The organism is Metabacillus malikii (assembly GCF_030813355.1).
GTDB classification, from domain to species: Bacteria; Bacillota; Bacilli; order Bacillales; family Bacillaceae; genus Metabacillus; species Metabacillus malikii.
Genome location: NZ_JAUSUD010000020.1, coordinates 52,900 through 74,661 on the forward strand (window position 1 = coordinate 52,900; position 21,762 = coordinate 74,661).

Below are 21,762 nucleotides of genomic sequence, written 5' to 3' on the forward strand. Positions count from 1 at the left end.
TCAAGAAAGAAAAAGTGTAATCATGACATTTCATCCAAGAAAGACAATTTCTCCATCATTTCATCTCCATTCAAAATATGTCATAATAAGACTGTGATAAGATACATAGCATAAAAAAGGAGATTATCCCAAATGAAAAAATTAATTGCCATCGACCTTGACGGTACATTATTATCATCTCATATTGAAATTTCAAAGGAAAATATCCAGGCGATTCAAAAAGCCCAAGAACAAGGCCATATTGTGATGATTTGTTCCGGCCGTGCTCCAGAAGATATTAAAACTGTACTGAAACAAACACCATTAACATGCCCACTAGCAGGAAGTAATGGCACAATGGTTGTTGTGGATAACGAGCTGCTAAGTCAAGTATCGTTAACAGAAAACAATGTTAGAAAAGTAGCGAGTATTTTAAATGATCGGAAATTCCCTTTCAAAGTTTATACGAACGATGGAATTTATGTCATTTCCTCTTGGTCTGATCGCATGCACGTTTTCCTAGAGAATAATGAAGAAATCCGTGGAAATTTATCTTCAAATGAATATAAATTTTTAACTGAACAACCGAAAGAAACGAATCTTACAAAAGTTTTTGACGATATAGAAGACGTTCTCGCAGTGAAGGACATCGCAGTTCAAAAATTCTTTATTCCTACAATTGAAGGTAAAATGGAACTCATTTCAATCCTTGAAGAAATTGAAGGTATCTCCATTACAACCTCTGGTCCGTTCAATGTTGAAGTGATGGATGTTAATGGTAATAAAGGGAACGGTGTTAAAGTGATGGCTGAGCATTTCTCGATTCCAATTGAAAATACTATAGCAATTGGCGATAACTTTAATGATGTTCCAATGATGGATGTAGCTGGACTTTCAATCGCTATGGGAAATGCAGACCCCGATGTGAAAGCAATCGCAGACGTGGTTACATTATCTAACAATGAACATGGTGTTGCACACGCGATTGAAAAATATGTGTTAAAATCATAACAATCAAGCTTTAACCATTACTAAAGTAGCCCAAGAAGTTGTAATCTCAACTCTTGGGCTTTTTATTTTCAATTGCTGTTTTTAATCAGCTCTTTTTTCGTTACGAGTATATATTTATTCGTAACATAAAAAATGAATAGATGATACGGAAAAAGAAGATAGGGAATTTTTTGGTTTTTAATTAGTCTTAGCTTCACTAATATCACATCAATGAGGTAAAAACAGATTTGACAAATACCATATAAGTAAACTTTCTTGACCTTATTTACCCATAGATGTAAGGCAACTATTAATAATGAATAGATAGGGATAAAAGTAAAATGTTCCTTCCATGTGTGGACTACCCCAAAGCCAATCTTCAGTTGGTTTAATGTTGCATATATGAATAGACCAGATAAACTCAATGAATAGATTGCCATATAATCTGATATGAACTTAACAATCTTTATCTGCCTTTTTAGAAAAAAGCTCCACATATCACTAATGTAAAAATAGACCAGAATGAGGCCAAAGGTATAATAGGTTTTCCACCACCCTGTTTTAAATATTTTTAAATGGATAAATATCCTTTCTACTATTGCAAAGTACGTTGTAAAGAAAAGCTTCCATTTCCAGTTTAGCTTAAATATAGTAATAAAGGTGGCAACTACTGGAACATAGATTGCCTGAGAAAATATTGCCCCAATAATATTATCCTGAAACTTATTTTTAAAAATCTTCGGTATATACCTATAGGCATGGAATAAATTTAAAACAATTGTTTCAAATATATAGGCAAAACCGATATTCGTTAATAACAAGACGATTGTATGACGTCTGTTTTGTATTCTTTTAAGCAGTATAACAAGCATACCGATATGAATAATTAAAAGGATAATGAATGGAATTGCATTTCTGTTCTTTTTTATCCATTTGCCCATCTACTTCATCCTTTGCATACAATTGATTGAGTTAGTTTGCTACATTATTCACTTTAGTATGTAACTAAAGCACATTATCTATAAACTTATTACAGCCTCTCAGATTTCTCATTACTATTCGTACATGCGTGTAAACCCTTAAGCATAAGTATCGATAGTGCATAATTATAATCTCTCTATATAATTTTACATATTTGATGTACACTTTAAAAAACGTATTTTCATACATAAGCAGTAACGTTCATTGTAGATGTTGATACTCTTACTTAGAAGTTAGGGTCTTGCCTTGAACTGCGTATGGAATAATACAAACAATGTTCAACTGACTTTCACATAAAAAGGAGTGTACTCAAGTGTTGGTGATGGTCGCACTATTTTTAATTGCAGGTCTTGCAGAGATTGGTGGTGGGTATTTGATATGGCAATGGTTACGAGAAGGAAGGTCCTATTTATACGGGATTACTGGAGGCCTTGCATTGGCATTATATGGAGTAATCGCAACATTTCAAGCATTCCCCTCATTCGGAAGGGTGTATGCTGCATATGGTGGCGTTTTTATCGTAATGTCTGTACTTTGGGGCTGGGGTGTCGATAAAAAAATCCCTGATTTCTATGATTGGTTAGGAGCTGCTATATGTTTAGTCGGTGTTTCTATCATTTTATTTGCTCCACGACATTAGATTGCTTCACTTTATTTTCATGCTTAATTCATAAGTCGAACTAGGCAAACTGAAGCCATACTTGTCCACCATTAATATCTACACCTCGCAATGGTAATTTGTTATATTAGAAAAGAACAAGGAAAAGCAACTACTAATCTAATAATGCTTTTCCTTAATGCTCACTATAAATATTTCCGCGAAACACTTTTGCCATCATAAGAAAATAACACAGGCTTACCTTCTAACACACTTTCCATATGAACTGGACGACCCCAAAGCTGATAAACATAAGGCAGTACCTTTTCTAAATATTTCAAATCGAGTTCAATATCCTCGAACCAATGTTTTAAATAGAGCTCATTGTTTTTTAAATAATCACCGTCATTTACTGTAATATATGGAAAACCTCCATTCACTCGCATGCTTACAAGCTGATCACGGATAGCTTCCCATTCTTTATCAACAACTTTATAGTCCCGTCCTTGCTTTTGGAATAAATACATATCCTCACGCATAACTAAATCCTTTGTTAAATAATTTCGAATAAAGGATATATCGGATTCTACCTCGCGAACTTCAAACATTTTTTCTCTACCTGAACCCGGCTTAGCACCAAACATTTTCATCTCTTCAGTCGGAGAATTATAACGTTCTTCAATGTCTTCAAATATTTTCAACCCCAAATAGTAAGGATTAATACTCGTTTTAGAAGGTTGAACAACCCCTGCATTTAATTTAGCAAATTCAATTGCTTCATCTGAAGATAAATCTAATTCTCGAATAATACGTTGGTGCCAATACGAAGCCCAGCCTTCGTTCATGATTTTTGTTTCGAGCTGTGGCCAGAAATATAACATTTCCTCTCTCATCATCGTCAAAATATCACGTTGCCAATCTTCAAGTTCTCTACTATATTCTTCGATGAATAGCAATAAATCCTTCTCAGGAGAAGGAGGGAATTTTCGTTTCTTCTTCTTTACTTGTCGTTTCTCTTCTTGTTTATTATCTAAATTCCAAAGGTCATCATATGGAGTTACACGATGTTCTTCCTCCTCGTATTCATCCACATCATCCATTGACCATGCCAATTTCGGTCGTACTAATGAAGGGTCAATATGTTCTTGTATTGACAAGACAGCGTCTAAAAATGTTTCAACCTCATGTCTACCATATTGAATTTCATATTGTTTAATTCGTTCTGCTGTTGCAGCCATGCTTTCTACCATTTCTCGTTTCGTATTTCCAAATCGTGAATTATTTTTAAAGAAGTCACAATGTGCTAACACATGGGCAACAATTAACTTATTTTGTATAAGCGAATTTGTATCTAATAAAAACGCATAACATGGATTTGAATTAATGACTAATTCATATATTTTACTTAAGCCAAGGTCGTATTGAAGCTTCATTTTATGAAATTGTTTTCCAAAACTCCAATGTGAGAATCTCGTTGGCATTCCGTAAGCTCCGAATGTATAAATAATATCCGCAGGACATATTTCATATCTCATCGGATAGAAGTCTAACCCAAAGCCTTTGGCAATTTCGGTGATTTCACTTATAGCATACTCTAGGGCCTTTTGATCAGTCTCTTTCATAGTCTCCCCCCTAAGCTTTTCTTACAATAATGTATGAGGATAATATGGAAAAGATGCTAAGGAACGAGCAATACCTTGTACGAGTCACTTTGTTAAACGGTAAAAAGGGTGACCTCTATGAGTCACCCTTTTTCATTATGCTTGTTGATATTCTTTTAAATTGATTGATGGTCCAAAGAATTCAAAGTGAATGTTTTCTTCCTTTACACCAATTGTTGCTAAATTTCCAATTGTATTTTTCATAAACGCAACCGGTCCACAAACATAGAAGATGGCATCTGTTTCAGTTGCAATATCTTTTAATTTTTGTGAATCTAAATATCCTTCCGCATCAAAACGGTGATTCTCTCTATCTTCAGCAGTAGGATTTTCAAGAATGAAGTATTTTTGTGAATATGTTAATTTAATCACTGCTTCTTCAACTTCTGTACGGAAAGCTTGTACTTCTCCATTTTTAGCAGCATGAATAAAGGTCACAGGACGATTTGCTTTATGGTCTGCTGTTCTCTTTAACATACTCATCATTGGTGTAATACCGACACCGCCACTAATTAAGTAAAGCGGCTTATCAGATGCTTCATCAAGAACGAAATCTCCTGCTGGTGCAGTAAGTTCAATTTCATCTCCCTCTCCAATGTGGTCATGAAGATAGTTGGAAACTTTTCCTAACGTTGTTGGGTTTTCTCCCTCTCGTTTAACAGAAATTCTTAAATGGGACTGATTCGGTGCATCAGATAAGCTGTATTGACGATTTAATAAATATTCTTCACCTTCAACGGATAAGCGTACGGTCACATATTGCCCTGGAGAAAAAGCAGGAACCGTTGAACCATCTGCTGGTTGTAAATAAAATGATGTAATGATTGAACTTTCTTTTTGTTTTTTAACTACTTTAAAGGCTTTAAAACCTTCCCATTTATTATTTTTTGCCTCTTCATACATTTCATTTTCAATATCGATAAATACTTGTGCAATGACACCATATGCTTCTGCCCAGGCATCAATAATTTCATCTGTTGCTGCTTCTCCTAGTACCTCTTTAATTGCCTTTAATAAAAATTCACCAACAATTGGATAATGCTCTTTCTTAACCATTAAGCTACGGTGTTTATGAGCAATTTGTTTTACTGCAGGGAGTAGTACTTCAAGTTGATCAATATAAGTAGCTGCTGCATATACTGTATTCGCTAACGCAGTTTGCTGACGGCCTTGCTTCTGATTTGCATGATTAAAAATATTTAATAATTCAGGGTGTGCTTCAAACATTGTTTTATAAAAATGTGTCGTGATTTCAACCCCACGATCTGCTAAAATTGGTGCAGTTGATTTTACAATTTTAATCGTTTGTTCAGATAACATTTAACCAGCCCCTAAAAGAAGTATTTTAAATATATCTTTATGATAGAGGCAATTTTTTCAAATGGCAATAATTTATATAGATGTTTTAAAAAGCTGTCACATTTACCCCCTTATTTCTACCTTTTTTTAATAGTTATGATAATATAAAGAAAACGATTATTTCACTCAAAGTGCGAGGTTATAACAATGAGACTTACCAATTACACAGATTACTCGTTGCGAGTTTTAATTTTTCTGGCCTCTAAGCCATCCGATGAACTATCCAATATAAAAGAAATTGCTGATGCATATCAAATTTCTAAAAATCACTTAATGAAAGTGACATTTGAACTTGGGAAAATGAACATTATTGAAACGATACGAGGTAGAAATGGTGGAATAAAGTTAGCACATCCACCTGAAGACATTAATATAGGAGAAATCATTAGACGAACCGAGGAAGACTTTCATCTTGTTGAATGCTTTGACGAGAATAAACATTGTGTGATATCACCAATATGTGGACTAAAACATGTCTTGAATGAAGCATTACATGCTTACTTTGATGTTTTAGACCAATATACGTTAGCAGATATTATTCAAAACAAAGATTCACTTTTTTCATATTTCACTAAGAATAATCATTAATTCATTAACCATTCGAAAGGATCGAGTCCTCCTTCGAATGGTTAATCTAAAATAATTGACGTTTGTGCAGCATTATCCCCATCTCGTTTTAGGTTAACTGTAATTAATTTTGCCGTTTTTGGATTAAAAACTACATCGGCACTAACATAAAAAAGTTCTCCATGTTGGTTGACTTTAATACGAAATACATCTTTTGACTCTTCTTCATTGACAGCCTCACGTTTCACATACTTATAATCAATCAGTTCTGATTGAGGGTATTCTTCTTTTACTGTCGATATTGCAAGTCTACTCCATTTTTTATAATCAATCTCTTCAACATGCTGTTCACCATATGCCTTCATACCTGCAGTTAAAACCATCATAAATGTGGCCAATAGAAAAAAGATTCGATAAACGGTCTTAGCTTTCATATGTTCCTCCATCATATTATTTACTATTTTACTGCTCATTTTCTTTTTTATTTTGCTCTTTACTGTTTGGATTATCCACTTTATCGATATGTTTTCTTGCATAATCAGCAATAACCATACCAATTTCTTTATTTCTCTCCCACTCCTCAGATAATACTGACAATGGTGGGTTTGTCTCCTCGACCGGATAGCTTAATTCAATCGTTACAGCTGGACGTTTGTATGTTTGTATAAACCAGTCAGTATAGCCGCCACCAGTTGCTGATAACGGAGGATAATCTACTTTATAACCTGTCTTTTGAACTATACTATCAACGAACTGGATATCACGAGCTAAATACTGAACCTCATTATGGAAATACCAATAAATCACACGTCCAGAAGTGTGATATGCAGCAGCTGCTAATGGCTTCAGCTGGTTTGTAAAAGTGGATAAAGCTCTTGTTTCACTCGATTCAAGTGGCTGATTTCCTTTAAAATGAGAATAGGATGCAAATTTTTTATCTTCTTTAATATGTTCCCAGCCTGCTGGATATTGCCGATTTAAATCAACTCCTAAACCGTTTGCCTTCCAACGGGTAAAATCATCACTCCCCTCATTCATATCTACATAAACTTCTTGAAATAGAAATGGCATTGAATCAACCCCCTTTTGCTGTAGCATCACTCCATCCGGATTCACCATCGGTATGAACCAAATCGATACATCATTAAGAATATCCCGCCCATGTCCAAAAATCTTCTGTTTGCTCTGATATGCTTTTGCATATTCTTCGATCATTTTCATCAATACATGTGTTGAAAGCCATTCACGCCCATGATGACTACCAGTAATGAGAATAGAGTTAGAGCCTTTCCCTACCTTAACCGCAAGAATATCTCGTCCAAATTCTGATTGTCCAATTGACTTTACCGTTAAATCATGGCTATTTGCTAAGCTTTGTATATCCTTTTTCATTTGTTTATATGTATAAGCTTTATTTGCATCTATTGTATACCCTTTTGATGTAACAGTTAATGAATACACGGCAAATGAAAGTAAGAGTATGAAGATTTTTTTATCATGTTACAACATCCTTTTTGTACTTTAGCTTTTCTTGATTATTTCACTTTTAAACGGGTAAACAATTCCAAGCTTTATTTCATCGCACCACCAAGTTTTGCCCAGAAAGTTTATCGCAAAAACACATACAATAATCATATCTCCTAAAAGATGGAGGGATTTAACGAATGAACACTGTTGATTATGACAAAGCTCTTTACTATACACATCGTTCTCAGTGGGATAACCTGCTCATTTTAATGGTCCGCACTAAGGACGATTTTCTTTCAAAAAAAATCGAACAATTTTTACACGCCTATAATTTTGAACATGACTATAAAGAAGTTGAAAAACAGTTATATTCTTTACTGAGATATATTGACCATGCGATTGAACCTGAAGAACTGGAATATGCACACTCTGTTTTTGAATAATAAAAAAAACTGTTACATGTAGTCTATGTAACAGTTAGAATATTTAGCCAATATTAAAAGAGGGTGACTAAGTGCTCCCCTCAAACTTACAGGATAGAATGTGAACCCTATTCATTCTGCCTATCATTTGTTGAGGGGTCTCGCACTAATCACCCTTTTGGTTTTATTTTGTTAATGCAGCAATTAAATCATTTACTTTTGTCATCACACCAGAAGATAATTCTGCTAATTGTTGTTCACTTTGCTCTAACGTATCACACTTCACACCGAAGTAAAACTTCGCCTTTGGTTCAGTACCTGATGGACGTAGGCAAAACCATGAATTATCCTCTAAAATATATTTCAACACATTCGAACTTGGCAGCTCAATTTTATTAACTTCACCAGTTTCCAGTTGTCGACGTTCACCTGATTGATAATCCTCAACAGTTACAATTTTCTTTCCAGCTACCTCTGTTGGTGGAGTTGTTCTAAATGAATGAAGAATGCTTTGGATTTGCTCGGCACCTTCTTTTCCTTTTAACGTCAGTGATTGTAAGCCTTCTTTATAATAGCCATATTCACTAAAGATTTTTAACAGACCTTCATATAAAGTAAGTCCTTGCTTTTTATAGTAAGCACAAACTTCAACTGCGAGCAATGCTGCTTGGACGGCATCTTTATCACGTGCAAAATCCCCAATTAAATAGCCGTAACTTTCTTCATAGCCGAACTGGAATTCATATTGTCCTGATTTCTCATACTCATTGATTTTCTCACCAATAAACTTAAATCCTGTTAATGTATCAATTGTATCTAAGCCAAATGATTTTGCAATATCACGGCCAATTTCTGAAGTAACAATTGTTTTTAAGACGACACCATTACTTGGCAGAATTCCCTTTTCTTTTTTCTCAGATAATAAATAATGCAGAAGTAATGCACCTGTTTGATTTCCAGTTAGGACAACATATTCACCTTGTTTATTTTTCACAGCAATCCCTAATCGGTCAGCGTCAGGGTCAGTAGCAATTAAAAGGTCTGCATTCGTTTGTTGACCCTCACGAATCGCTAAAGTAAATGCCTCATGCTCTTCTGGATTAGGTGATTTTACAGTTGAGAAGTTAGGATCAGGTAATTCCTGTTCCTTTACAATCGTTACATTATCATAACCCATTGCTTTCAGACCACTTCGTACTGGCTTATTTGCTGTGCCATGTAATGGTGTAAAGACAATTTTTACATCTACTTCTTGTGAAAGGCTTGGGTTAACAGAGATTGTTTTTAACTTTTCCGTATAAGCCTCATCAATCTCTGCACCTATCATTTTAATAAGTCCTTGCTCTTTTAATGAAGCTTCATCTGTTACTTCTACTTGTAACTCGTCTTCTACTGCGTTAACAAAACCAATTACTTTATCAGCTGCTTCTGGAGGTAATTGTCCCCCGTCATGACCGTACACTTTATAACCATTATATTCGGGTGGATTATGACTAGCTGTTACGACAATTCCTGAGAAGGCATTTAAAAAACGAACCGCAAATGATAATTCCGGTGTTGGTCTTAATTCTTCAAAAACGTATGTTTGGATTCCGTGTGATGCTAAAGTTTTCGCAGCTTCCATCGCAAATTCTGGAGACTTATGACGTGAATCATATGCAATCGCCACTCCGCGTTTTTTAGCTTCCTCACCGAATGAGACTATGTATTTTGCTAAACCTTCTGATGCTTTTCTTACAGTGTATATATTCATACGGTTCGTACCTGGTCCGATTTCTCCACGCATACCGCCCGTACCAAACTCTAAATTTTTATAAAAACTATCTTCTAATGTTTTATGATTACCATCTAGTGCAATTAATTGTTCTTTTAATTCCTTATCTAAATCTTGTTTTGTACTCCAACGTTTATAGCTTTGTTCCCAGCTCATCGTTACCTCCTGGATTTGTTTTCGATTATGTATAACAATAATTAACATCCTTATTTTAGCATATTACAAACGGTACAACACAGGTCATTTTTTACAAATTATTAAGAATATCAATCTTTATCATACATAATCGTATAAATATCCTTTCTACGGTCCTTTAGTTGATTAACAGTTCCAGATTGCCGTTTTCTTCTTAATATTTCGAGGTCCACATCTCCGATTGCGACCATTTCAATATTTGGATTGCTTTCAACGACAATTCCATCTCTCGCAAATTCAAAATCTGAAGGTGCAAATATACCTGACTGTGCATATTGGATATCCATATTTTCTGTTTGTGGAAGGTTTCCAACTGTTCCTGCTATTACGGTGTATATTTGATTTTCAACCGCTCGAGCCTGTGCACAATAGCGTACCCTTAAATAGCTTTGCCTATCTTCAGTACAAAACGGTGTAAAGATAATTTTTGCCCCTTTATCTGTTGCAATCCTTGCCAACTCAGGGAACTCAATATCATAACATATTTGAATTGCAATTTTTCCACAATCTGTATCAAAGACTCGAACTTTATCGCCCCTGCTTATCCCCCACCATTTCCGCTCATTTCGTGTAATGTGTAGTTTATATTGTTTTTCAATTGTTCCATCACGTCGAAATAAGTAGGCAATATTATAAATCCTACCTTCTTCTTCTACAACATGAGAACCACCAATGATGTTTACATTGTAACGAACGGCAAGCTCCGTAAATAATTCAATATACTCTTCTGTATATTCTGTTAAGCGTTGAATTGCTTTACTAGGTGATGTTTCTCGGTGGAAAGACATTAATTGTGTTGTAAAGATTTCAGGAAAGACTGCAAAATCCGACCCTGCATCAGAGGCAACATCTGTATAATATTCTACTTGCTTTGCAAACTCTTCAAATGAGTTAATTTGCTTCATCATATATTGAACAACACATATACGAACTGGGTGTGATGTTTTATAGAACCTTTTTGTATTTGGCTGGTAATCAACATTGTTCCATTCCATCAATGTTGCATATTGATAAGATGCTAAATCATCCGATAAATAATTAGGGTTAATCCTCATTAATGTAAATTCATTTAATAATTGAAACGAAAGGACAGGGTCATAAATTTTGTGAAGCATTACTTGTTGTACGTATTCTCTCGGTGTTAGCTCATCAGCATATTTATAATAATTTGGTATTCTCCCGCCAATAATAATACTTTTTAAATTTAATCGTCTTGCTAAATCTTTCCTTGCCTCATATAAACGGTGACCAATCTTCATACGGCGATAATTAGGATGTACCATGACCTCAATGCCATACATATTGTAACCATCTGGATTATGATTTGTAATGTAGCCGTTGTCCGTAATATCATCCCATGTATGTCTGTCATCATATTCATCAAAATTTATTAACAAGCTTGAGCAAGAACCGATTATTTTGCCATCTAACTCTGCACAAAATTGCCCATCCGGAAAATGTTCTAAATGACTAACTAAATGCTCTCTTTTCCAAGGTGTCATACCTGGAAAGCATTTGCCTTGTAATTTTAATAACTCATCAAGATCACGCTCTTCAATATTTCGAATGATCATTTTCTTCTCAAACTTTGATAAGTCGAGTTTCTCGGACATGTGCATTCTCCTTTAATGTATTTTCTCTCCAAATAGATTACCCTGATTTCATTTTTCAAAAACTAAAATATACCGGTGCTTTTTTGCTTCAATTGACAATGTATTAAATCCTTCAATGACAGCCTTACAAAACCTAAGGAGTTAATAGACTCGTCAGTAGCTTGAAAGTATATAACTCAGACTAAAAGTAAAGGCGAATTTCAAGGCAGGACAACAATAGTCATGGTTTGTTAATAACAAAACCATAAAAAACACTCAGAGTAAATGTTACATTCTCTGAGCGTCGATTATTTTCCTCTATTTTATAAAGTTTTATTTGGTTCGGATATATTTGCTAATGCAACGCCTGCTGCTTCATCTGACATTTCGTTTGTTGCAAGATCTCCTAAAGCAACAATACCTACTAGTTGATTGTTTTCAACAATCGGTAAACGACGAATTTGATGCTGTGCCATCACCTTTGCTGCTTCTTCTGTTGACATCGAGATATGACCTGATACAAGATTAGTCGTCATAACTTGCGATACTGGTGTTTGATTATCAAGTCCATGTGCAGTTGAGCGCGTTGTAATATCACGGTCTGTAATAATTCCAACTAACTCGCCAGAATTAACAACTGGAATTGACCCAACATTGTTACGTGCCATAATTTCCGCAGCCTCTTTTATCGTTTGATTTGATGAGACTGTTTCAACATTTGTTGTCATACATTCTCTTATTGTCGTCATCTTTCATCCACCCCTTTCACCGTTTAGTATTCGCAATTATTTTTTCTTTACCATTAGCAGAATTTATATAGAGTATATTTTTTATGGGTGGACAACTTATTAATTACTAAAGGTAAAAGTATTTTCAAGTAAGTGAATCGGTGTTCAATTTCAAAAAATGGTATATCTCAAAACTAAAAAAAAAAGTAAGCTTTACTAAAATAAGCATTATCAATCTCTCCGATAAATAGTGGTCAACAATATTCACAAACTATCTATTTTACAGTATCCATTTTTCCTACTATAATTTAAGAAAATAGAATTATTGTGAGGGATGGTATGTCTAGTTCTCGAGTGAAAGCAATTGAAAATCTATTAACGTTTGCATGGATTACATCATTTGTCGCTACATTAGGAAGCTTATATTTTTCTGAAATTCTTCAATATACACCTTGTGAACTTTGTTGGTATCAACGAATTTTCATGTATCCGCTAGTAATTATTTTAGGTATCGGCGTGTTCAAAAAGGATGCTAAAGCAGCACGATATTCTCTACTGTTATCTGCTATTGGAGGCTGTATCTCCCTTTATCATTATGGAATTCAGAAAATTGATTTTCTTGGTAACAATTCAATTGAATGTGGTATTGTCCCTTGTACGGGTGAGTATATTAATTGGTTAGGATTTATTACTATTCCCTTTTTAGCATTGATTGCATTTATTATCATCTTTGTCACAAGTATTACTATATTAAAAAAGGCAGGTCGTTAAATTGAAAAAAATTCTTATTTTTGGTGGAATCATCGTATTACTTTTTGCTTCATTGGGGATTATGACCACATATCAAAAAAATAAACAGGCAGAAGGAAATGTTTACGGAACAAATAACTTAAAAAGCTCTACAGTTGATTTATTAGATGATCCTAACTATCAAAATATCATTCTACCAGATGAACTAGATGAAAAATTAGCGAACAAAGAAGAAGTAATCGTCTATTTCTTCAGCCCTGAATGTGTTCATTGTAAAAACGCTACACCAGAATTGATGCCTGCAGCTGAGGATGTCGGCGTAAAGATTGAGCAATATAATGTGTTAGAATTTGAACAAGCATGGACAGAATTCAATATCGAGTCAACTCCTACTCTCATTCATTTTAAAGATGGTAAAGAAGTTGCACGTACTAAAGGGGCTAACACAAAAGAAGGCTATACATCGATTTTAACTGAATGGAAATCTTAACTTCCAGTATTAATGTTCAAAGACTTAGGCAGCTATTAAACAGCTGCCTTTTTTATTTTGGGAATTAAAAAAGCGGATTATAAAAAAGTGTTGGAATTTTTATCGTTGTAACACGAAAATCTGATGATTTTATAGTGAAAATCTGTCTGTCAACCTTTAAAGAAAATTTCTCAACTTTACTTACTTTTCTGTCAACTTTTGAAAATAATCTCCCAACTTCATCAAATAATCTATCATTCGACAAATTCCACCACAAGCTAACCAATTGTTTTTTGAAAATAAAAAAACGCCGCATGAAAGCGACGTTTTTCTTAAACGATCCAGTTATTAGCAGGTCGAACATACTGACTAAATTCTCCCGATTGACTTTCGGCATGTTTAAATTGTGCGAAAGTAAGCGGAAAGTAATACCCAAAGTTATTTAAATTCATACTATTTCTCTCGAACATGTTTTGATAATCTTCAACATGCTTGCAATCGTCTATGTGTTCAAGAACAGCAACAATTGCTTGGAGACTAGAGATAATTTGGAATGCATCTTTAAGATTACTATTATACATTTGGTCTGTTTCCTGTGGTTTTAATACATGTTTGTCTTTTAAACCTTTAATCTCATCATCTGGGAAAAATTTTGGAAATATTTCTGTATAGAGCTGGTCAACTAATTCTGAAATATGTCGCTCTTGTTCTTCTGTTGATGCAACAACAACTTTCATTTAATCACCCTTTATAAAATCATTACAGTTAGCATACCATAGTATAATTCAACATTTTAGAGGTAAGTGTTACCGGAACTAGGTTGTAGTTCCAATAGTAGTTATGTATACCTAGTTGATTTGTTATATTATCTATATAGAGGGTAAATCTACGCTGATTATGGATTTATGAAAATAATATAGTTGTTATTTTTTTACTTTTTCGAGACGTTTAAACAGCATTAACAATAGTTGCTATTTCGTATTCCACCCAAGGAACTTTCAAGGACCAATATTCAATTATCATAGTGAACGAATCGGATAGGTTTTAAGATGAATTTATAAATAGAAAGGTTGTCGCGAAATTGGAAAAAAACGGAGAGTGGTTTAACATTCCCATTCCGGTAGAATGGGAACAACTAACTGTATACCATGTTCTTTCAAAAGAAATTGGTGCGTCCAAAGCAATGATTTCAAAATGGAATCAAGCTTCGATGATAAACAGAAATAACGAGCGAACTGATGTAAATCATAAGCTGCAAAAAGGTGATATCCTTCAATTACAACTGTTTAAACAAGAAGATTATGGTGTAGTTCCGGAAAATCTTCCCCTTGATGTTTTATTTGAGGATCCTCATCTATTAATTGTAAATAAGCAGCCTGGCATTGATACACATCCAAATTCTCCAAATCAAACAGGAACATTAGCAAATGCAGTAGCATATCATTTTCAAGCAAATGGACTACAAACGAAAGTACGTCATATCCATCGCCTAGACAAAGATACGTCAGGTGCGCTTATTTTTGCTAAGCATGATTTAGCACATTCATTATTAGATACGGCACTTGAGCAAAGAAAAATAAAACGTACCTACGTCGCCATTGTAGAAGGTCGTATGAATAAGCACCAAGGTGTTATTAATAGTCCCATTGGAAAGGACCGACATCATGCTACGAGAAGACGTGTCTCACCAACCGGACAAAAGGCAATTACACATTATCAGGTAGAACACTATAAAAGCGATAAAAATCTAACAGTACTTTCTCTACAGCTTGAAACTGGTAGAACCCATCAAATTCGTGTTCATTTAAGCTCAATTGGGCATCCAATCATTGGTGATACCCTATATGGCGGCAGTAAAAAATATATAGATAGACAAGCTTTACATGCTGTGCAGATACAGCTAACACACCCCATTACGAAAGAAGAAATTGTTGCAAAAGCCACTTATCCGAGTGATGTGGAAAAGCTATTGAATAGTTAAAAGGGTGATTCAAAAGTTAAGACCTCATCCTCCACAACTACGTAAGTAGATAGATATTAATATTACGTAGTTGCGGAGGATGAGTATAGCCTTTTGAGTCACCCTCTCTTTAATTAAGCTGCTTTTTTCTTAGCATAGATGATATAACGCTGCGGTGCATTTCCGACATAGCTAAATGGATAGCATGTTGTTAGTAGAAGTTCTTCCTCTTCATTTTGAAGTGTGATGATACTCGTATCGTCTGCTTCAACGATTTTTGTATGGGTGATTTCATATTCAAATTCACCATAGGGTAGGATCATTTTTAAATTATCACCAATCTCTAGCTCCCCAGCTTTACGAAATACAGTATCTCGGTGGCCAGATAAAACAATTTGTCCATTTTCTTCGGGATAGAAGCTCCCTTTATAATGACCTACGCCTTTTTCAAGGTCATCTGGGTCAGTACCTTCGACAATCGGTAAATCTGCACTTAACTTTGGAATATGCAAAATACCAGCTGCTTCTCCTGTCGGTGGTTTAAACGTTCCATCTTCTTGTTTAAAAACTTCTTTACTAGGCGGTGACTCAACAATCTCCCTGGCTTTCTCTAATGATTGTGTCGTCTGTGCCTTCGTATCGTAAATCTCCCATCCTGCATAACCTACAATACATAAACCAACTAAAATTAGTAAATATGACAGTTTCCTCATCAACATTCACTCTTCCCTTTATTAATTAAATTTTATTATATCATAGAAGCATCCCGTAATCTGATAGCAAACATATAAACGATGTAAAATTTTTGTAAAGCGGGGACAGTCCCTCAACACTTTAATGCGTTAACATACCGGGGGACTGTCCCTCAACCCGTTAATGCGTTAATACATCGGGGGACTGTCCCCACATATGCCAAAAAAAGAGGCTGCCCATTAGATGGACAGCCTCCTGCAATAATTATTTTAATTCGTCTAAGATTTCATTGATTTTGGCAAGTTCTGATTGTAAACCGCCACCGCTTAGGTACCAAAGTGGACCATCTAAGTAAACGATTTTTTCGTTTTTGTATGCATCTGTTTTCTTAATAATGTCATTTTCCATATCTTTATCAATATTTGATTCACCGCCAACAGCTGCTGTACGGTCAATAACAAATAATACTTGTGGATTGATTTCTAAGATTGCTTCGAAGCCGAAGTTTGAACCATGTGATGAAGCATCGATATCTTCTTTTACTGGCTTGAACCCATAAATGTCATATAGGTATCCAAAACGAGAGTTTGTTGAGAATCCTGATAATTTACCTTCGTTGTACATTGTTACTAAAGATGTTTCATAGTTTCCTGCTAAAGCTTTGATTTCTTCAAGAGCTGTATCAATTTTAGCTGTATATTCTTTAGCCTCTGCTTCTTTGCCAAACATTTTTGCTGCTAAATCTACTGAAGCTAAGAATGTGTTCCAGTAGTCTTCTTGAGATGTTCCTACAAACACAACAGGAGCAATATCTTTTAATTCTTCATAGAATGCTGACTGACGTCCTGAGATAAAGATAACATCCGGGTCTAACTCAGCTAGGTCTTCTAATAAAGGTTCTTTTAAACCACCAACATTTGTATAGTCATCAGAAGCATATTTTTCAAGATTAGCTGGTAAGCTAGTATCCTGTGCAACACCTGCGATTCCTTCAACACCTAATGCATCTAAAGTATCTAAGAAGCCGTAATCAAACACTGCAATTTTCTCTGGCATTTTTTCAAACTTTACATCTTCGAAATTAATCGGAGCTTCTTCACCTTCAACTGAAGCAACTGTTGGCGCTACAGTCATTGGATATGTAGAACCTTCCCCGTTTGCTTCCTCAGATTTTGTTTCTTCAGTCTTACCTTCAGCTGCTGTTGTTTCAGATGATTCCTTTTTTGAAACTTCTTCCTTAGAGCCACATGCTGCAAGCAGTAATACGAAAGCTGCTAAAAGTACAACTAATAACTTTGTTTTTTTCATATCTATTACTCTCCTTCTTCTCAATTAGTATATTGTTAATGATAATCATTATCAGTGATAACGATTATCATTATGCTTCATAATCCAAGTTATGTCAATAGCTTTTTATTAATTCATTTAATTTTTTCAAAATATAAAATAAATACTGACGATTTCAGTAGATACCTAGAGAAAAAACGAATGAACTCTTTCTCTAGGCTATACCATTTTTACGTATGTGAATTGAAATAGACACAAATTCTGCATCCATTTTGCTCTTGAATCGGAATATCCATATCATAAATTTCCCGTAGTGCGTCAGAATTAATGATTTCATTTGTCGGGCCGTTCTTCACAAGCCTTCCATTTTTTAAAGCGACAATACGGTCTGAATACACGGAAGCAAAATTAATGTCATGCAAAACAATGACAACTGTTTTACCAAGTTCATCGACTAACTTCCGTAAAATTTTCATAATTTGCACAGAGTGTTTCATATCCAAGTTATTTAAAGGCTCATCAAGCAAAATATAATCTGTATCCTGAGCAATAACCATTGCGATAAATGCACGCTGCTTTTGACCGCCAGATAATTCATCCAAAAACTTGTCTTGCATCTCTGCTAGATTCATATAATCCAATGCCTGATTAATAAAATCTTCATCAACTGCATTTAAGCGGCCTTTGGAATAAGGATAGCGACCAAATGCAACAAGTTCCCTTACTGTTAAACGAACATTAAGGTAGTTTGATTGTTTTAAAATAGATACACGTTTCGCAAATTCAGAAGACTTCCACTTTTTAACGTTATTTTGATCAAGTAATACTTCACCTGTGTCTGCTTCTAATAAACGGCTTACCATTGAAAGAAGTGTTGACTTACCAGCCCCATTCGGTCCGATAAATGATGTAATTGTCCCTGGTTCAATTGTGACAGAAACATCCTCTACAACAGGTTTTTTGCCAAATTGTTTTGTTAATCCTTTGATTTCAATCATCCTGCTGCCCTACTTTCCTTTAGTAATAAGTAAATAAAATAAATACCGCCGATAAAATTAATAATGACACTCAATGTTGTGCGTAACTCAAAAATATGTTCAACTAGAAATTGTCCACCGACTAATGCAATAATACTAATTAAACTTGCTCCGATAATGTGAATCGAATGTTTATATGTAACCAAATATTGATAAGATAGATTGGCTACAATTAATCCAAAGAATGTTATTGGTCCAACGAGTGCTGTCGATGTTGCAATTAATACAGACGATAAAATTAAGATTCTCATCACCATGCCGTCATAGTTGATACCAAGGTTCATTGCATTTTCACGGCCAAGTGACATGACATCAAGCTTACCCATAATAAAGTATCCATAAATGAATGCAATGAATAATATACCGATAGCAATAAATAACAATTCCGCCTTCACATTTGAAAATGTTGCAAATAAGCGGCTTTGCAGACTTAAATACTCAACCGGGTCAATTAATACTTGAAGGAATGTAACAAAGCTTCCTAACAAGGTCCCAACAATCATCCCGATTAATAGAAGGAAATACACCGGATGCTTATCTGCTCTGAATAAAAATCGATATAATATCAACGCAAAAAGTACCATCGCAAATATTGCTGCACCAAAGTTTAAATATTTATTAAGCACCCAAACTGACATCGACCCTGCAAAAAAGTAAATTAACGTCTGTACAACTTGATACATAGAATCAAGTCCCATAACAGAAGGTGTTAAAATACGATTATGGGTAATCGTCTGGAACACGACAGTTGAAAAGGAAATCGCAATTCCTGTAACGATCATTGCACTAACTTTAAGCATCCTTCTAGGGAAGGCATAATCAAATCCGCCTTTTATATCGTAAAAACCATAGAATAATATACATACGATTGCAATCACTGCTAAAATAATTAATTTTGTACTATTTCGCATATGCTCTCCCCCTAAGTAGCATCGTTAAGAAGATCGCACTGCCTATCACTGCTACAGTAACATTTACAGGGATTTCATAAGGGTGGATAATGATACGCCCTAATATGTCACAAATAAGTAGGAAAACTACCCCTAATAATGCTGTATGTGGAATCGTTTTACGTAGGTTATCTCCTAAATATAGTGAGACAATGTTTGGCACGATAAGTCCTAAAAACGGAATAACCCCAACAGTTAATACCACCGTTGTCGAAATAATCGCAACTAGGATAAGTCCAAGATTTAATACAACTTTATAGCTTAAGCCTAAGTTCCTCGCAAAATCTTCACCCATACCTGCAACAGTAAATTTATTGGCATAAAGATAGGCTAATATGACTGCTGGAATGCTAACATATAGTAGTTCATAGCGTCCCGAAATGATTAATGTAAAACTTCCCATCAGCCACGATGAAATATTTTGCAGTAAATCTGCTTCATAGCCAAGAAACGTCGTAATCGAGGATAAAATATTCCCATACATAATACCGATTAGCGGAACAAATATGACATCCTTAAATTTAATTCGGTCTAATATTTGCATGAAAAGAAAAGTACCAGCCAACGCAAAAGCAAAACTAAAAATAACTTGCTGTGTATACGTTACATTCGTAAAAAACAACATTGAAATTAAAATTCCAAGTTTTGCTGCATCTAGCGTACCAGCAGTTGTTGGTGATACAAACTTATTTCGACTTAAAGATTGCATAATTAAGCCGGCAATACTCATTCCTGCCCCCGCTAGAATAATCGCAATTAACCGTGGGAGGCGACTTATTAGGAAAATTTGTGTTTCATCTGATTCCCAATCTAGCAAATCACTCGGTTTAATATCAATTGCTCCGACAAATAGCGAAATAAAAGACAGGACGATAGCTGCAATTACTAACATCCATAATCTCATGTAAAACCCTCACATATATTTTATTATGACAAATGATAATAGTTATCATCAAGAAGTGGATTTTATCTTGTAACCCTTCAAGAAAGAAGATGAACAAACGATAATCATTATCATTATTAGTTAAAGACTATTAAAATCAAGCTTCATTAGAATGATTCTAATGAGATTGATTATCAAGTACAATTATTAATGTATCATAAAACTTTAGTAGTGAAAAGGACTATTTTCCAAGTTCTCCTATGTATGAATCGAATTCACAGAATCTTCACAACGAGAAATAATACCCTTAACAAACAGAAAAAATGCACTCTAACAACTTGAGTGCATTATCAAACTTCATTATCAATTATTTAAAATCTCTTCAATTTTCGCTAGTTCTTCAGAAGTGAAATCAAGATTATTCAATGCTGCTACATTCTCTTCAATCTGACTAACACGACTAGCACCAATAAGTGCTGACGTAACTCGGCCTTCACGTAATACCCATGCCAATGCCATTTGCGCTAAATTTTGCCCTCTTTCAACTGCTATTTCATTTAATTGTGTCACCCGGCGGATAACATCCTCTGTTACCCTTTCCTCACTTAAGAACGTATTCGCTTTCGCTGCTCTTGAATCAGTTGGAATACCTGAAATATATTTGTTTGTTAATAAACCTTGCTCTAACGGGCAGAAGGCAATTGAGCCGACTCCCTGCTCAGTGAGTACATCTTGTAAGCCATCTTCAATCCAGCGGTTAAACATTGAATAGCTTGGCTGATGGATAAGTAAAGGCGTTCCTAGTTCATTTAAAATCGATACAGCTTTTGCAGTTTGTTCTGCATCATAGCTAGAAATCCCAACGTATAGAGCTTTCCCTTGACGGACAATTTGGTCCAATGCCCCCATTGTTTCTTCCAATGGTGTATTCGGATCAAATCGATGTGAGTAAAAGATATCAACATAATCTAATCCCATTCTCTTTAAGCTTTGGTCAAGGCTAGAGATAAGATATTTCTTTGAACCCCATTCCCCATAAGGTCCATCCCACATGTGATAACCAGCCTTTGTCGAAATAATCATTTCATCACGATATGGAGCAAAATCAGTTTTTAGCATTTTACCAAACATTTCTTCAGCACTGCCAGGAGGCGGGCCATAATTATTTGCTAAGTCAAAATGAGTAATCCCTAAATCGAAAGCACGACGTAGCATAGCACGTCCATTTTCAAACGTATCTACGCCCCCAAAATTATGCCACAGACCTAAAGAAATTGCCGGTAGCTGTAATCCTGAATGTCCTACACGGTTATATTTCATTTCTTGATAACGTTCATTATTAGCACTATAAACCATATGTATCCCCTTTCATTTAAGCGGTTAACTATATCATACATCAGATTTTAAATATGACGAGTTT

23 protein-coding genes are annotated in these 21,762 nt (G+C 34.9%); 7 read left to right on the plus strand and 16 right to left on the minus strand.

Annotated elements, in window-relative coordinates; genetic code table 11:
- Window positions 1–132: 132 nt before the first annotated feature.
- On the plus strand, window positions 133–990 hold the full coding sequence (locus tag J2S19_RS17095) for a Cof-type HAD-IIB family hydrolase (RefSeq protein WP_307344357.1): 858 nt from the start codon (window positions 133–135) through the stop codon (window positions 988–990).
- Between the two features lie 68 nt (window positions 991–1,058).
- Here the strand turns inward: J2S19_RS17095 and J2S19_RS17100 are convergent, their stop codons facing one another.
- Window positions 1,059–1,910, minus strand: coding sequence for a hypothetical protein (locus J2S19_RS17100; protein ID WP_307344358.1), 852 nt, complete (start codon window positions 1,908–1,910; stop codon window positions 1,059–1,061).
- A 362-nt stretch (window positions 1,911–2,272) separates the two neighbouring features.
- Here J2S19_RS17100 and J2S19_RS17105 point away from each other — a divergent pair, with 362 nt between their 5' ends.
- Window positions 2,273–2,590, plus strand: coding sequence for a YnfA family protein (locus J2S19_RS17105; RefSeq protein ID WP_307344399.1), 318 nt, complete (start codon window positions 2,273–2,275; stop codon window positions 2,588–2,590).
- Window positions 2,591–2,754: 164 nt separating this feature from the next.
- On the opposite strand, the gene J2S19_RS17110 is transcribed toward J2S19_RS17105, so the two are convergent.
- Together J2S19_RS17110 and hmpA are read right to left on the minus strand one after the other, a co-directional pair.
- A complete protein-coding gene (locus J2S19_RS17110) occupies window positions 2,755–4,170 on the minus strand; it encodes a SpoVR family protein (RefSeq protein ID WP_307344359.1) in 1,416 nt (471 codons plus the stop codon).
- Between the two features lie 135 nt (window positions 4,171–4,305).
- Window positions 4,306–5,529, minus strand: coding sequence for an NO-inducible flavohemoprotein (hmpA, locus tag J2S19_RS17115; protein WP_307344360.1), 1,224 nt, complete (start codon window positions 5,527–5,529; stop codon window positions 4,306–4,308).
- Between the two features lie 186 nt (window positions 5,530–5,715).
- Here hmpA and J2S19_RS17120 point away from each other — a divergent pair, with 186 nt between their 5' ends.
- Window positions 5,716–6,156: an RrF2 family transcriptional regulator gene (locus tag J2S19_RS17120; RefSeq protein ID WP_307344361.1), complete on the plus strand. Its 441-nt coding sequence runs from the start codon at window positions 5,716–5,718 to the stop codon at window positions 6,154–6,156.
- Between the two features lie 41 nt (window positions 6,157–6,197).
- On the opposite strand, the gene J2S19_RS17125 is transcribed toward J2S19_RS17120, so the two are convergent.
- Window positions 6,198–6,569: a DUF3889 domain-containing protein gene (locus J2S19_RS17125; RefSeq protein ID WP_307344362.1), complete on the minus strand. Its 372-nt coding sequence runs from the start codon at window positions 6,567–6,569 to the stop codon at window positions 6,198–6,200.
- Between the two features lie 28 nt (window positions 6,570–6,597).
- Window positions 6,598–7,527 carry a M14 family metallopeptidase gene (locus J2S19_RS17130; protein WP_307344363.1) on the minus strand — a complete coding sequence of 310 codons (930 nt, stop codon included), beginning with the start codon at window positions 7,525–7,527 and terminating at the stop codon, window positions 6,598–6,600.
- Window positions 7,528–7,799: 272 nt separating this feature from the next.
- On the opposite strand from J2S19_RS17130, the gene J2S19_RS17135 reads away from it, so the two are divergent.
- Complete coding sequence (locus tag J2S19_RS17135) at window positions 7,800–8,045, plus strand: YhdB family protein (RefSeq protein WP_307344364.1); 246 nt, start codon at window positions 7,800–7,802, stop codon at window positions 8,043–8,045.
- A gap of 163 nt (window positions 8,046–8,208) precedes the next feature.
- Here J2S19_RS17135 and J2S19_RS17140 read toward each other — a convergent pair whose 3' ends face one another.
- The 3 genes from J2S19_RS17140 to J2S19_RS17150 form a co-directional block, all read right to left on the minus strand.
- On the minus strand, window positions 8,209–9,954 hold the full coding sequence (locus J2S19_RS17140; RefSeq protein WP_307344365.1) for a phospho-sugar mutase: 1,746 nt from the start codon (window positions 9,952–9,954) through the stop codon (window positions 8,209–8,211).
- A gap of 110 nt (window positions 9,955–10,064) precedes the next feature.
- Complete coding sequence (locus J2S19_RS17145) at window positions 10,065–11,606, minus strand: bifunctional GNAT family N-acetyltransferase/carbon-nitrogen hydrolase family protein (protein ID WP_307344366.1); 1,542 nt, start codon at window positions 11,604–11,606, stop codon at window positions 10,065–10,067.
- 302 nt (window positions 11,607–11,908) lie between these two features.
- Window positions 11,909–12,334, minus strand: coding sequence for a CBS domain-containing protein (locus tag J2S19_RS17150; protein WP_307344367.1), 426 nt, complete (start codon window positions 12,332–12,334; stop codon window positions 11,909–11,911).
- Between the two features lie 318 nt (window positions 12,335–12,652).
- Here J2S19_RS17150 and J2S19_RS17155 point away from each other — a divergent pair, with 318 nt between their 5' ends.
- Both J2S19_RS17155 and J2S19_RS17160 read left to right on the plus strand, forming a co-directional pair.
- Window positions 12,653–13,084, plus strand: coding sequence for a disulfide oxidoreductase (locus J2S19_RS17155; protein WP_307344368.1), 432 nt, complete (start codon window positions 12,653–12,655; stop codon window positions 13,082–13,084).
- A 1-nt stretch (window position 13,085) separates the two neighbouring features.
- The gene (locus tag J2S19_RS17160; RefSeq protein ID WP_307344369.1) at window positions 13,086–13,553 is read left to right on the plus strand and encodes a thioredoxin family protein; all 468 of its coding nucleotides are present in this window, start codon (window positions 13,086–13,088) and stop codon (window positions 13,551–13,553) included.
- Between the two features lie 64 nt (window positions 13,554–13,617).
- On the opposite strand, the gene J2S19_RS17165 is transcribed toward J2S19_RS17160, so the two are convergent.
- Both J2S19_RS17165 and J2S19_RS17170 read right to left on the minus strand, forming a co-directional pair.
- Window positions 13,618–13,797 carry a hypothetical protein gene (locus tag J2S19_RS17165; RefSeq protein ID WP_307344370.1) on the minus strand — a complete coding sequence of 60 codons (180 nt, stop codon included), beginning with the start codon at window positions 13,795–13,797 and terminating at the stop codon, window positions 13,618–13,620.
- A gap of 67 nt (window positions 13,798–13,864) precedes the next feature.
- Complete coding sequence (locus J2S19_RS17170; RefSeq protein WP_307344371.1) at window positions 13,865–14,269, minus strand: DUF5365 family protein; 405 nt, start codon at window positions 14,267–14,269, stop codon at window positions 13,865–13,867.
- A 344-nt stretch (window positions 14,270–14,613) separates the two neighbouring features.
- On the opposite strand from J2S19_RS17170, the gene J2S19_RS17175 reads away from it, so the two are divergent.
- Window positions 14,614–15,513, plus strand: coding sequence for an RluA family pseudouridine synthase (locus J2S19_RS17175; protein WP_307344372.1), 900 nt, complete (start codon window positions 14,614–14,616; stop codon window positions 15,511–15,513).
- Window positions 15,514–15,626: 113 nt separating this feature from the next.
- On the opposite strand, the gene srtD is transcribed toward J2S19_RS17175, so the two are convergent.
- The 6 genes from srtD to mgrA form a co-directional block, all read right to left on the minus strand.
- Window positions 15,627–16,205 carry a class D sortase, LPxTATN-specific gene (gene srtD, locus J2S19_RS17180; RefSeq protein WP_307344373.1) on the minus strand — a complete coding sequence of 193 codons (579 nt, stop codon included), beginning with the start codon at window positions 16,203–16,205 and terminating at the stop codon, window positions 15,627–15,629.
- A 244-nt stretch (window positions 16,206–16,449) separates the two neighbouring features.
- Window positions 16,450–17,493, minus strand: a complete 1,044-nt coding sequence (locus tag J2S19_RS17185; RefSeq protein ID WP_307344374.1) for a siderophore ABC transporter substrate-binding protein — start codon at window positions 17,491–17,493, stop codon at window positions 16,450–16,452.
- 209 nt (window positions 17,494–17,702) lie between these two features.
- Window positions 17,703–18,470 carry an iron ABC transporter ATP-binding protein gene (locus J2S19_RS17190; protein ID WP_307344375.1) on the minus strand — a complete coding sequence of 256 codons (768 nt, stop codon included), beginning with the start codon at window positions 18,468–18,470 and terminating at the stop codon, window positions 17,703–17,705.
- Entirely contained in the window at window positions 18,467–19,420 is a 954-nt protein-coding gene (locus J2S19_RS17195; RefSeq protein ID WP_307344376.1) for an iron chelate uptake ABC transporter family permease subunit, read from the minus strand. The genes J2S19_RS17190 and J2S19_RS17195 overlap by 4 nt, the downstream gene beginning before the upstream one ends.
- A complete protein-coding gene (locus tag J2S19_RS17200; protein WP_307344377.1) occupies window positions 19,410–20,363 on the minus strand; it encodes an ABC transporter permease in 954 nt (317 codons plus the stop codon). The genes J2S19_RS17195 and J2S19_RS17200 overlap by 11 nt, the downstream gene beginning before the upstream one ends.
- Window positions 20,364–20,705: 342 nt before the next feature.
- Window positions 20,706–21,698 (minus strand): L-glyceraldehyde 3-phosphate reductase, encoded by a 993-nt coding sequence (gene mgrA / locus J2S19_RS17205; RefSeq protein ID WP_307344378.1) that lies wholly within the window; start codon window positions 21,696–21,698, stop codon window positions 20,706–20,708.
- Between the last annotated feature and the right edge of the window lie 64 nt (window positions 21,699–21,762).